The 12,472-nt window shown below is 40.8% G+C and carries 10 protein-coding genes and 1 CRISPR repeat array; of the genes, 2 read left to right on the top strand and 8 right to left on the bottom strand.

What is annotated here, in order from left to right; all coding sequences use genetic code 11:
• Positions 1 to 5 precede the first annotated feature (5 nt).
• A complete protein-coding gene (gene csy3, locus PVK70_RS11350) occupies positions 6 to 989 on the top strand; it encodes a type I-F CRISPR-associated protein Csy3 (RefSeq protein WP_130046998.1) in 984 nt (327 codons plus the stop codon).
• A gap of 8 nt (positions 990 to 997) precedes the next feature.
• A complete protein-coding gene (gene cas6f / locus PVK70_RS11355) occupies positions 998 to 1,549 on the top strand; it encodes a type I-F CRISPR-associated endoribonuclease Cas6/Csy4 (protein WP_130046997.1) in 552 nt (183 codons plus the stop codon).
• Positions 1,550 to 1,687: 138 nt separating this feature from the next.
• A CRISPR array of direct repeats spans positions 1,688 to 4,115; the repeat unit is 28 nt; unit sequence GTTCACTGCCGCACAGGCAGCTTAGAAA.
• An 80-nt stretch (positions 4,116 to 4,195) separates the two neighbouring features.
• Here the strand turns inward: cas6f and PVK70_RS11360 are convergent.
• From PVK70_RS11360 to PVK70_RS11395, 8 genes are all read right to left on the bottom strand, one after another.
• Positions 4,196 to 5,224, bottom strand: a complete 1,029-nt coding sequence (locus PVK70_RS11360; protein WP_130046996.1) for a glycosyltransferase family 4 protein — start codon at positions 5,222 to 5,224, stop codon at positions 4,196 to 4,198.
• Positions 5,205 to 6,686: a sigma-54-dependent transcriptional regulator gene (locus tag PVK70_RS11365; RefSeq protein WP_130046995.1), complete on the bottom strand. Its 1,482-nt coding sequence runs from the start codon at positions 6,684 to 6,686 to the stop codon at positions 5,205 to 5,207. Before PVK70_RS11365 ends, PVK70_RS11360 begins: the two co-directional genes overlap by 20 nt.
• A gap of 68 nt (positions 6,687 to 6,754) precedes the next feature.
• Positions 6,755 to 7,144 (bottom strand): Hpt domain-containing protein, encoded by a 390-nt coding sequence (locus PVK70_RS11370; RefSeq protein WP_422836535.1) that lies wholly within the window; start codon positions 7,142 to 7,144, stop codon positions 6,755 to 6,757.
• Between the two features lie 110 nt (positions 7,145 to 7,254).
• Complete coding sequence (locus PVK70_RS11375) at positions 7,255 to 7,860, bottom strand: PP2C family protein-serine/threonine phosphatase (RefSeq protein WP_242504732.1); 606 nt, start codon at positions 7,858 to 7,860, stop codon at positions 7,255 to 7,257.
• Positions 7,857 to 8,792 (bottom strand): response regulator, encoded by a 936-nt coding sequence (locus PVK70_RS11380; protein WP_242504731.1) that lies wholly within the window; start codon positions 8,790 to 8,792, stop codon positions 7,857 to 7,859. The genes PVK70_RS11375 and PVK70_RS11380 overlap by 4 nt, the downstream gene beginning before the upstream one ends.
• A 2-nt stretch (positions 8,793 to 8,794) precedes the next feature.
• Positions 8,795 to 9,502 carry a CpsD/CapB family tyrosine-protein kinase gene (locus PVK70_RS11385; RefSeq protein WP_130046994.1) on the bottom strand — a complete coding sequence of 236 codons (708 nt, stop codon included), beginning with the start codon at positions 9,500 to 9,502 and terminating at the stop codon, positions 8,795 to 8,797.
• Complete coding sequence (locus PVK70_RS11390; RefSeq protein ID WP_130046993.1) at positions 9,502 to 11,613, bottom strand: SLBB domain-containing protein; 2,112 nt, start codon at positions 11,611 to 11,613, stop codon at positions 9,502 to 9,504. Before PVK70_RS11390 ends, PVK70_RS11385 begins: the two co-directional genes overlap by 1 nt.
• A 1-nt stretch (position 11,614) precedes the next feature.
• A complete protein-coding gene (locus PVK70_RS11395) occupies positions 11,615 to 12,448 on the bottom strand; it encodes an OmpA family protein (RefSeq protein ID WP_130046992.1) in 834 nt (277 codons plus the stop codon).
• Between the last annotated feature and the right edge of the window lie 24 nt (positions 12,449 to 12,472).

The following is a 12,472-nucleotide window of genomic DNA, read 5'->3' on the forward strand; positions in this document are numbered from 1 at the left end:
TTAAAATGGCTAAAACAACCTTAAAAACACCGTCAGTCTTGGCGTTTGAAGCAAAACTACTTCCATCTGATGCATTAATGTTTGCGGGTAATTGGGATCAGCAAGAATGGACACCAATTATGGTGGGTGAAAAAGCGGTACGTGGTACGATCTCAAACCGCTTAAAAGCCGCAATGGCGAATGATCCAACGAAGCTTGATGCAGAAGTATCAAAGGCCAATTTACAAACCGTTGATATTGCAGCATTAGGCCATCACACAGATACATTGAAAGTGCAATTTACCCTGCGAGTATTAAGCGACTTACAAGTACCATCGACTTGTAATAATCCTGAATATCAGGCGGCGCTTGCTGAAAAAATTGAAACTTATACGCAAGAAGAAGGCTTTTCTGAATTAGCCAAACGTTATGCACAAAATATTGCTAATGGTCGTTTCTTATGGCGTAACCGTGTTGGTGCTGAAAATGTGGTAGTAAAAGTAACAGCAGAAGGAAAAGAATTTACCTTTAATAGTCATGATTTTAATTTACGTAGCTTTGATAATAATCCATCGGTTGATGAACTAGCCGAGATTATTAAAAAAGGGTTAGTTGAAAATCACTCGTTAATTAAAGTTGAAGCATTCACGCAGTTAGGTGAGGGCCAAGCGGTGTACCCATCACAAGAGCTAGTGATGGGTGGGGGTAAAGGGGATAAGAGTAAATTCTTGTATCAGTTAAATGGTCAAGCGGCAATGCACTCTCAAAAGATTGGTAACGCATTACGTACCATTGACACATGGCACCCTGCTTTTGAAGAGGTTGGCCCAATTGCGGTTGAACCGTATGGCTCTGTAACCAACCGTGGCGCAGCTTACCGTCAACCAAAAGAAAATAATGATTTCTATAAGTTATTGGATGGTTGGATGTTAAAAGATAAACAACCAGAGAAAGAGCAACAGCATTACATTATGGCAATGCTTATTCGTGGTGGCGTATTTGGTGAATAGGAGTCGTCATGAAATTTTATTGTGATATTAAAGTATTACCAGATCCAGAAGCGTCAGAGCCAGTACTTGTTAGTAATTTGATGGCGAAATTACATCGAGCTTTGGTGGAGTTAAAAGAAGTTAATATAGGAATTAGTTTTCCAAATGTGGATAAAACGTTAGGGGATACGTTGCGTTTGCATGGTAATGAAAGCGATTTGAAGCAGTTATTTGAGATAAATTGGCTGAAAGGCTTACGTGATTATTGCTCTCAAACATCAATTTCATTGGTTCCAGAGGGTTGTCAATATCGCTGTGTAAAACGCAAACAAGCTAAAAGCGCTAATAATAAACGCAAGCGTTCTATTGCTAAAGGTTGGTTGAGTGAAGAAGAAGCGACATTGAAAATTGGTAATGAACAGCAAAAAATGTTGCGCTTACCCTTTGTTCAATTAAAGAGTACATCCACAGGACAGGTGATGAAGTTATTCATTGAACATGGTGGATTGCAAGATAAAGCGGTTGAAGGTCAGTTTAATCGCTATGGATTAAGCTCATCAGCAACGGTCCCTTGGTTTTAACCCAAAATAACCAAAAAAATGGCTCTTTAAAATGAAGTAATAAAATCAGTAAGTTACAATAGGTAGGGGAAATTAGGTAAAAATGGGTATTTTCACTTATCTGCTTGTTGTAACTTATTTTTATGCTGATATTCTATTGTTCACTGCCGCACAGGCAGCTTAGAAAATGGCTAGGACCAAGCACAGCAAAGGCTTATGGTTCACTGCCGCACAGGCAGCTTAGAAAACTAGCGCAAATTTGGACAATTTCCGCTAACCGTTCACTGCCGCACAGGCAGCTTAGAAATTGTGTTTAGTTGTTGCAATAAGCTCCCTAGGGTTCACTGCCGCACAGGCAGCTTAGAAAATTCGAGCAGCTTGAATGTACGCCTTATGTCTGTTCACTGCCGCACAGGCAGCTTAGAAATCCTCTCGCAAAATTAGCAATTGCTAATTTAGGTTCACTGCCGCACAGGCAGCTTAGAAAAAGAAAACAGAAAACAGGCCAAAAACGGTTGAGTTCACTGCCGCACAGGCAGCTTAGAAAGTTAACTAACCATTGACCCTCAAATCCTTTGTGTTCACTGCCGCACAGGCAGCTTAGAAAAAAAGCCACGTAGTGTATGACCAAGAAATGGCGTTCACTGCCGCACAGGCAGCTTAGAAAGTTCAGCAATAAATCAATCGCACGACGATATTGTTCACTGCCGCACAGGCAGCTTAGAAAAGAACGGTATAAGCAATATCAAACCCATCAACGTTCACTGCCGCACAGGCAGCTTAGAAATGACGTTGGTAAATCTTGCTTGTTACTGGGTAGTTCACTGCCGCACAGGCAGCTTAGAAAATGCTCATGAAAGAGATTGCAGCTAGGTTATAGTTCACTGCCGCACAGGCAGCTTAGAAAACGTTGGAGAAGATGACTCTTATGTTGTTGTTGTTCACTGCCGCACAGGCAGCTTAGAAAGAGAACTACGCATAACCAGTACTTATCTTTTTGTTCACTGCCGCACAGGCAGCTTAGAAATACGATTTTCATTTTAACGCCACATTTTCCAAGTTCACTGCCGCACAGGCAGCTTAGAAAATGGAAAGTTTATGGGAACTTGGTTTGATTTCGTTCACTGCCGCACAGGCAGCTTAGAAAACTGAGAAATTCAAAACTTGCTGTGGAAAATGGTTCACTGCCGCACAGGCAGCTTAGAAACTTTAATTTCTTTAATTGGTTACATAACCCATGTTCACTGCCGCACAGGCAGCTTAGAAATGAAGCTTAAATGGTTATAAGCAGTCGCCTCAGTTCACTGCCGCACAGGCAGCTTAGAAATAGCACTAAATAACCAAACAATGAGCAGTCGAGTTCACTGCCGCACAGGCAGCTTAGAAATATTAATTCGTGATGGCCGTTAACTTGAGTGTGTTCACTGCCGCACAGGCAGCTTAGAAATTCTTAGGGAATCCATTCAATTGGATCATTACGTTCACTGCCGCACAGGCAGCTTAGAAATTGTTCGCCCCCTTACAAATGAATTTGAAAGCGTTCACTGCCGCACAGGCAGCTTAGAAATCTCATAATGCGCACTTAGCTACGGCTTCTTTGTTCACTGCCGCACAGGCAGCTTAGAAATTTGGAGAACGGCCGCGAGGATTTAATCTAAAGTTCACTGCCGCACAGGCAGCTTAGAAAATCCAGTACCAGACACCAGAAGTGACGTAGTAGTTCACTGCCGCACAGGCAGCTTAGAAAGGCTAAAGACGATCCACCACTTGTTACTCGTTGTTCACTGCCGCACAGGCAGCTTAGAAATAATTCTCAACATTTCTGTCCTTACCCATCCAGTTCACTGCCGCACAGGCAGCTTAGAAATTGCTGATAGATCAGATGATTTATCAACCAGTGTTCACTGCCGCACAGGCAGCTTAGAAATTGACTACTACGTAGAATTTAACAAAGTTAGAGTTCACTGCCGCACAGGCAGCTTAGAAAGACAAGTGTGTAAGCTCGGCTGAATCTTGTATGTTCACTGCCGCACAGGCAGCTTAGAAACGCTACACGGTCAAGCAAAGGGTAGTGATGGAGTTCACTGCCGCACAGGCAGCTTAGAAAACACTCAATCTGGTCTATAACCATGTTATTTTGTTCACTGCCGCACAGGCAGCTTAGAAAAATCCAAAGCGCAATGAAATCGGTATTGTGTGGTTCACTGCCGCACAGGCAGCTTAGAAAATCAACTTTGCATCGATAGCTAAAGTGAATACGTTCACTGCCGCACAGGCAGCTTAGAAATTCCACAATGAAGATGATCGAGAGTTAGATTCGTTCACTGCCGCACAGGCAGCTTAGAAATTGAGTTAATCCGCTTGGCAATGCTGCTGGATGTTCACTGCCGCACAGGCAGCTTAGAAAAAGAAAACGAGATCCGATAATTTCATCACTCAGTTCACTGCCGCACAGGCAGCTTAGAAAAATAGACAGGCGATTGACGAGAACCAACCGAAGTTCACTGCCGCACAGGCAGCTTAGAAAACCAGAAAAACCAAATAACATTATCTATATCCGTTCACTGCCGCACAGGCAGCTTAGAAATAACATCCCGTAAGCCAACATGGCTCTAGAGTGTTCACTGCCGTGCAGGCAGCAAAAGAGTTAAGAAAGAAGTTTGATAGCTATACCTCATATACTTTTAATATTTGCGGTATGACAGCGTTGCTAGAAAATTGATCTTGAATGGTTCTTTGGGCTGCGTGTTGAATTTCAACTTTATTAATCGATGACAATTCAAACCAGTGGAGTAGGGCTTGAGAAAGAGCTTCTGGCTCGGTTATCCATCCATTCATTTCTGGCTGTATGAGTTTACTGATATTACCCACAGGGGTTGATATTACTGGTATTCCTCTTCCCATCGCCTCTAATGCCGTCATGGGGAGCCCCTCGTAGCGAGAGCAGATAATCAGTAAGCCAATATCATTCCAAATGGTGTCCATTGAATCTTGATGTCCATGAAAAATTACGTTGTTTGGAAGGTGTTTAATCAGCTCTTTCTCCATCGGGCCTGAACCATAAATATGAAAAGAGTGATTAGGGTGTTTCTTTGCTAATTCGATGAATCTATCAGGGGCTTTTTCATGGCTTAAACGACCTACAAAAGCGATTAGCTCTCCAGTAGAAGGCTTTAAATTTGTGGTATCAATGAAGTTGTTTAATACGGTGGTTTGACTAGGTACTCGTTGGCTAATCAGCTCACTGACGGCAAAATTATGATGACTAAATCGGGCACTCCACCTATCAATGATGTCATACAAAGCCAGTTTTCCTTTGCCAACTTCACCAGCATGAAAGGTATTAATAAATCGTATTTTTTGATGAGACGTCAGTAAGGATAAGCGCAGTAATCGAGAATATATTGCGGCCTTGTAACCATGAGAGTGGATAACACTAGGACAATGATGTCGAGTGTAATCTAATAGTTCACGTAAGGTACCATCTAAAAAACGATACGAAATATTCGCATTATTTAATGATATGGTGAGTGGGTGAGTTTGTTCATATTTACAAAGAAAGATAACCCGTACAGATTGTTGAAATTGCTTTAACCCTTGTGCAAGTTGCAAGATGTGGGTTTCAATTCCACCCACATCTCGGCTATCTAGAAGTAACCAAATTTCATCTTTTTGATTATGAGTCTGACTCTTCATAAGCTTCCCACGCTTGTTTTTTTCTATATAAAGTGGATGGACTTAGTTCAAGCAATACCGCCGCATTAAGGACGTTACCATCACAGTGATCAATGGCATTTTGTATGACTTCTCTTTCTATATCAGCCATTGGACGAATTGAATTGGTATTTGTTGTGCTATAAGCGGTTGGACTAGTTGCTTCTGTCACCTGAGAATTATTTTCTTTTTCAACAGTCGATTGAGGCTGCTGTTCTACAGGCTGTTGAATAGGTGTCGATGTCAGTTGTGGTTTAATCACTGGTATTGTCTGTGATTGATTCAGTGGTGGTGGCAGATGCTCAACCGTTACGTGAGTTTCATTATGAAGCACCACGACATTACGGATAATATTTTGTAATTGGCGGACGTTTCCTGGCCATGAATAATTACAAAGAATTAATTCGACGTCTCGCTTTAATGCGGTGAATTTTTTCTTATCTTCTTTGGCGTATTTTTTTAAGAAGAAAGCAGCAATGTCGATAATGTCTGTTCCGCGCTCACGCAGTGGTGGCATTTGAATAGGAACAACATGAACGCGATAATAGAGATCTTCTCTAAATCGCCCTTCGTTAACCTCTGTTAATGGGTCACGGTTGGTTGCACAAATAATACGTAAATTGGTACTGAGTTCTTTGCTTCCGCCTAGTGGGGTGAATCGACCTGTTTGTAAAAAACGCAGTAATTTTTTCTGCATTTCTAATTCCATTTCACAAAGCTCATCTAAAAAGAGTGTCCCTCCATTAGCAAGCATGGCAGCACCTTTTCGATCTGTGGTTGCGCCAGTGAATGCCCCTTTAACATGACCGAAGATTTCACTTTCCATCAGATCACGAGGAATGGCGCCACAGTTAATAGCAACAAAAGGCTTATCATGACGTTGGCTTTGATAATGAATTGCCTCAGCACACACTTCTTTACCTGTGCCACTTTCACCATAAATAAAAACGCTGGCAGTGGTTGGGGCTACGGCATCAATGATTTTATAGACGGCTTGCATTGGAAGACTTGAGCCAATAAACCCTTGGTATTTTTTACGATTAAAGGTGTTTTGTAAATCCTCCACCAAACCTTCTAATTTAGCGCGTTTAAGGTGGTTTCTAATGGAGGTTTTTAGTCGGTCGGCTTGAATCGGTTTTTCAATAAAATCATCAGCGCCACTTTGTAATAAATTCACGGCAATATTAATGGTACCGTGAGCCGTTGCGACGATAACAGCCGTAGGTAATTGGTTTTCTTTCATCCATGCAAGTACATCTTGCCCTGACATATCAGGCAATTTTAGATCAAGGATCACCAGTTGCGGTGGATTCTTTTTCATAAATTCAATGGCTTCTCCGCCTGTAGTTACGTGAAAGAAGTCATAGGGCTCATCTTTGACGTATTGTTTGTAGAGAATGGCCAAAGACGTTGAATCTTCAACTAATAATACTTTTTGTAGCATAAGCAACATCCTGTTTTACCTAGCAATTTTTTATTATCTAATATTTTAATTGTACTGTTATTTTAATTTTATTTTGTGAAGCCTTGTGCGTTTCGTGTTTCTAGTGCTGAAAATGATTTGCTGGCGATATCTGGTAATAATGCCGATTTTTCAAGAGCTTCATCAAACTGCTGTTGCATACAATGTAGTTCAATTTCACGGGAAATTGCAGATAAGGCGATGTTTCCGAGAGTTAGCGCACTACTTCCTAAGGTGTGAGTTTCAAATTCGAGAGTTTGGAAGTCTTTTTCTTTTTCTGCTTTGCTTATGATACCGACTCGTTCTTTTGATTCGATAATGTAAAATTGAATTAATTCAGGCATAACACTCGCATCCGTATCTCGGATGATTTGTTGAATGATGTCTTCATCGATGTACTTTGGCTCATTAAGGGCCTTGTTATTTTGTATATTATGCACAATAGCTCCTTCTTTATCTTAGGATATGCGTGACTATTAAGGTAATGATAGGCATTTTTTCGTGTTTTTTCTAACGGTTTAATTAGTGTATTTACATAAGCCATACCAAATTATTGCTTTTCAATGATAAGCAATAAAGCGTCATCGTTGGGTGGTGTACCTGCCAGTGAATCGAAAGTCTGCATTACGGTTTCAATAGCGACCTCTAAAGGTAAATTAATCGTATTTATAAGCTGTTCTTTAATGGCTTTTTCTAATGTTTCTCGTTCTGATATTGAGTTTCCGGATTCAAATAATCCATCGGTAAATAAAATTAGTCGCTCGCCTTTTTGTAGAGTCACTTCTGTTTCTTTGTATTGGGTATGAGGCAGTAAACCAAGCAAGGTCCCTTCGGTTGATATTGTGATTAGGCTAGCTTGAGATGCTGGGTCTGATTTTTTAATATGAAGCGGAGCAGGGTGTCCGGCGCTGCTTAGTTTTACGGAGGACTCACTTGTCAGGCTGACACAGCAACTGGTTAACATAGTTTGAGATAGCAGTTGATCGTTAAAGGCATTATCTGACAACACAGAGAGCAATTGGGCTGGTTGAGAACGCTTGGTGCTTTGCATTAAACCTCGAATATAACCGGCGTAAGCGTAAGCAAAAAATTTAGCACTTTCATCATGGCCCATAACATCGGCCAGCAGCAATTGAGTGGTGTTTTCGTCGCTCATTGATAATACAAAATCGCCACACCATGGCCTGTATTTCTTTGTCTTATTGCTAGTTTCCAGTCGGAAGAATTAAGCGTTACTTGCGGTAATAATGTGTGTGTTATTTTTTGATTTACTTGCTGTGAAAGTGAACGATACACTTGATTAAATCGAGCAAGTACTCGTGATATTGAACGGACTAAGGTTTCTTTTTTAATCGGCTTTTCTAGATAATCATCAATACCAAGATCGGCAGCGTCCATTAAGGTATTGTTATCTTGCAGACGAGATAAAAAGATGAAGGGAATAGAAAAGGTATTTTCTGATTCTAACCGTTGTCTTAACTCTAATCCGCCCATTTTTGGCATTTGAATGTCTGAAATTATCAAATCAACCGTTTCATTTTTGAGGAAGTTTAGGGCATCTTCCCCATTAGCTTTAATAACGACATGAAACTGTTCGCGCAGGTAAGCCTGATATAAGGTACTTTGGATAACATCATCTTCTACGATAAGAAGGTGAGGTCGTCTTTGCTCTCCTTCGCGAGTCCACCTCATGGTAAATACATTTTCTTTTTTAGTACTATGGTAACTAATATCATCCGTTTGGTTTTGAATTATATCAATGCCACGACCATTACATTTTAATGAAAAATCACCAATGTCATTCTGTTTTTCTTTTAAGGTTGGATCCCAAGGTTCGCCATCATCTTTGACACTCAGTTGCCAATGTGTTTTGGTTTTTTTTAAGGTGACAGTGAAGTGTAGACTTTGCTTATCAGGATGAAGCACAAGGTTAGTGCACCACTCAGAAAAACAAAGTAAACATTGGTGTTTGAATGTCTGTTGTAGATCCAATTGATCAAGTATTTTAGACAGCGATTGACGCAGCACTCTGATTGACTCTAGTGAAGTTGGTTGGGTATTTTCAAAAAGTAAAATAGCGTCAGTCATAATTACACCACGGTAGATAAGAATCGATTATTTTGAACAAAAGTAATTAGCTTGTTGGTTATTACATTTGGAAGAAAGTGTAGTCGTTCAATTTCTCTGCAAATTTCAGTTTTTAGTCGAGGTTGGTATTTATCATTAAAAACGTGACCGATGAGGTTCGCATGATGATTGTCTAATGATGTTAATGCTTCTTTTAATTCGGTCTGTAATGTTTGACCCGATAACACCACCATTATGGTGCCATCACAGCAGCCAGCAATACTTTGTGCTGGGATGTTATTGGCATTTAATTGAGAGAGAGCAGAGCTGTCGATGATGATTTTGTCGAACTCTTCATGCCATTTCTTTATTTGCTCACTTAATTTTTTTGGCTGACGTAACTCAACTATTTGTGCTTTGTTTTGTGGCACAGGAACGCCAAGAACGACTTGAGAGTTATGCTCGATATAACTTAAACAATGCGATGTATCCGACTCATTATTATTAATTGTGAGATCTAAAGATAAGGCGGTTAGACTTGGGTTTTGTAAGTTTAAATCAACCAAAAGTGTGCGATAACCTGCAAGTAAGTGCCTTTCAGTTAAGGCTTGAGCAAGAGAGCTTACGCCTTCTCCCGGATTGGTGGAGGTGATACACAGTGAGTGGCATTCGTGTTTTTCTAATTGTAAAAACACCTGCTCTATTTCCATATGACACGAAGGAATTCTCATTATAGTGCTCCTATTAAGGCGATGGTTGCGACCACTTGGAAAACATCTTTCATTACAACACGTACTTGCTCCATAGTGCTTTCGTCTTTGTTTGGAATATAGACGGTATCACCAGCTCTGAGTACGGGGATGCTTCTAAAGTCGGCAGTACGGCTAAATTTAACAAGATCAAAGGTTCTTGCTTGCCCTTCATCTAGTGCGTGATTTACAACACTGATCTTTTCAAGGTAAGCCACATCACTTGGCCCGCCAGCTTCGGCAAGTAGGTCGAGTAGCGTCATTGAATCATTAAAACGGTAACGGCCGGGTTTATTAATGGCACCTAATACTCGGATGGTGCTCTCTTTACTTTCATCGACCCAAATACGGTTTTTTTCTGGGATGTAAATGGTGTCACCTGTTTTCACTTTTGGTAGCAGAGATTCATCACCAGTTTCAAAATATAAAGCCAGATTTAATTTGCTTACTCGTGCGTAACTTTTATCTCTATGAGTAATACGGATGTTATGAATATCGGCATCCATTGTTGGTCCATCCGCGGCTGATAGAATGTCTAAAAAGTGCATGTCGTTAGTAAAACGGTAACGACCTGCGGCATTGACCTGACCAAAGACATAAATCGAACTATCAGAGCTTTGACGTACCCATTGTGATTTGTTGTCTGATGGATCTTGAGGTAAGTCGTGTACTCGAATAGTGGCCCCTGCACGAATGGTTGGCAGTGCTGAATCCGGCTTACCTTTTGAAATAAATGAATCTAGATTAAACGTATAAACGTGATTTTTGTCATTCTCATCTGGAGTAACAATTTCAATTCGCGTGGTATCTCCGCGTAATGTTGGACCGCCTACATGCGCTAATAAATCAAGAAATGACATTTCATCTGACCATTCAATACGACCAGGATGTTGTACTTCACCTAGTACTCGTACGGCACGGCTTGGTGCAATTTTTAGCCATGACTTTTCGTTCATGTCGGTTTTTTCAGGAACAAAGATAGCGTCTCCTGCTGCAATCGCAGGGGGGCGCATATAATTCGTACCTTCGGTATATCCAGATAAATCAAAATTAATCACAGCTCCGTTGGCTTTAATTACACGGATCTGACGAGATTCAGCAAACCGTGTTGGGCCACCGGCATTGGCTAAAATATCCATAAAAGTTGCGCCTTTTTTCCCTTCAAAGGCTCCTGGTTTTGCTACCTCACCCATGACGTACACCATATTAGAACCTGATTTAATTTCTTCTTCTTGTTTAGGTACGAAAATGGTTGAGCCAACTTCTAATGGTGGTAATAGACTAGAATCCCCAGTATCTAAATAACGCTTAAGGTTAAACAAGGCGGGTTGGTTTTTCGAGATGACTCGAATTTGTTCTACACCAGCATAACGAGTAACGCCACCCGCTCTCATAAGAACATCAACCAGATTGGTCCCTGATTTATATGAGAATGTCCCCGGTGAATTCACCTCACCAAACACCTTGATGGCTTTTTTTCCATCCGCAGCATCACCGGCTTGAGACAGTTTTGCTGGGTCAAACTCTTGTTCAATATTACCTACCATAGGAGAAGCGGGGATAAATAGGGTATCCAATGATTGAAGCGTAGGCAGAAGAGATTGGTTACCTGAATCTAAAAAGGCTTTGTAGTTAAAGGTAGTAACTTTATCTGCTCGACGAAGTTGTAAACGGTTTAATTGAGCGCCAGATCGTAGACCTCCGGCAGCATAAAGAGCGAGTTGAACAGAGTCACCATCCGCTAAAGTGTATTCCCCCGGCTGTTTTACATAACCTTGAATATTGATGATTAGCTGACGTTTACTAATAAAAACCTGAAGATTAGTAAGATCTTGTAATATGGTTTTAAGACTTAATGTGATGCTAGAGACCATTTGAGCTTCCGTTTTTCCTGCCACAAAAATAGGACCTACTTCAGGTAAAATAACGCGTCCTTGCTTATCGACTTGGAAATCTTTATTTAGAGTATCCTCACCCGGTAGCATTATTGAAATGACATCACCCACTCTGACATGATTGTTAGTTTCATTGGAAACAGCTAGGAGAGAGGTATTTAACGTTAAAATGAATAAAACTATTTGAAAAATACGCATTTTAATTCCCTCCATTAGTGTGGTTGTTTTCTAGCATTAACGGTTGATCTAATTGCAGTAATTCGATGGTCACTCGGCGGTTGGTTAGTCTAACGTGAGGCTCTGTACCTGCTAGATATGGATCATTTGAGCCAACAGAATCGACATGTATGCGATCAGAAGATAGACCAAAAATACTTAAGTAGCGTTTTACCTGTTTAGCTCTATTAAGAGCGAGATCTTGGTTGAAATCTTCTTCACCCATGGCGTCAGCATGGCCTGTAACTAATAATTTGAAGTCTTGATGCTTATTAAGAAGCTGTGAGGCCTCTGATAAATTCACTACGTATTTAGGATTTAGTTCTGCGGAGTTAAATGCGAATTGGTTGTCTCTATTTAGTAAGTCGTAAATAGTTTGTGCTAACGCAATATCTGAATTCCCATTGTTGGAATCTGAGGGTGGTGTGCACGTTTCTTGGCGTTTTACGTAATCTAACTGTCGTTCTAAACGCTTTAATAGGTTACGTTGAATGACTAAATCATTCGCGGCATCCAGTTGTAAGCCTCCTTCTAATTCACGAGCTATTCGAGCTTCATTTTGTTTGGCTTGATGAACGGTAGCAGGAAAACACCATTCCGCTTTTTCTAATATAAGAATATCAAGATGACGAGCGGCTAGTTCCCAATCAAACCGTAAGCCGTGCTCTGGACCTAGAGGCTGATCTGGCATTACTGGAGAAAATGCCGCTTGTGGATAGTTTTCTGCTTCGCCACCTTTTCCAGGCTCTGCAAATGAAGTGCAACCAGACAGTGCAAGTAGTCCTAAGCTAAGGCCGAATAAGTGTCGTTTATTCATGATGATGCTCCCTGTCCAACGGTT

Origin of the sequence: Aliivibrio sp. A6, assembly GCF_028765505.1 — a bacterium.
GTDB classification, from domain to species: Bacteria; Pseudomonadota; Gammaproteobacteria; order Enterobacterales; family Vibrionaceae; genus Aliivibrio; species Aliivibrio finisterrensis_A.

Bases quoted from the DNA above. Each gene is read 5' to 3' on its own strand.
- PVK70_RS11360 (WP_130046996.1), bottom strand. From the start codon at position 5,224: ATGAAGAGTCAGACTCATAATCAAAAAGATGAAATTTGGTTACTTCTA.
- csy3 (WP_130046998.1), top strand. From the start codon at position 6: ATGGCTAAAACAACCTTAAAAACACCGTCAGTCTTGGCGTTTGAAGCA.
- PVK70_RS11390 (WP_130046993.1), bottom strand. From the start codon at position 11,613: ATGCGTATTTTTCAAATAGTTTTATTCATTTTAACGTTAAATACCTCT.
- cas6f (WP_130046997.1), top strand. From the start codon at position 998: ATGAAATTTTATTGTGATATTAAAGTATTACCAGATCCAGAAGCGTCA.
- PVK70_RS11365 (WP_130046995.1), bottom strand. From the start codon at position 6,686: ATGCTACAAAAAGTATTATTAGTTGAAGATTCAACGTCTTTGGCCATT.
- PVK70_RS11395 (WP_130046992.1), bottom strand. From the start codon at position 12,448: ATGAATAAACGACACTTATTCGGCCTTAGCTTAGGACTACTTGCACTG.
- PVK70_RS11375 (WP_242504732.1), bottom strand. From the start codon at position 7,860: ATGAGCGACGAAAACACCACTCAATTGCTGCTGGCCGATGTTATGGGC.
- PVK70_RS11385 (WP_130046994.1), bottom strand. From the start codon at position 9,502: ATGAGAATTCCTTCGTGTCATATGGAAATAGAGCAGGTGTTTTTACAA.
- PVK70_RS11380 (WP_242504731.1), bottom strand. From the start codon at position 8,792: ATGACTGACGCTATTTTACTTTTTGAAAATACCCAACCAACTTCACTA.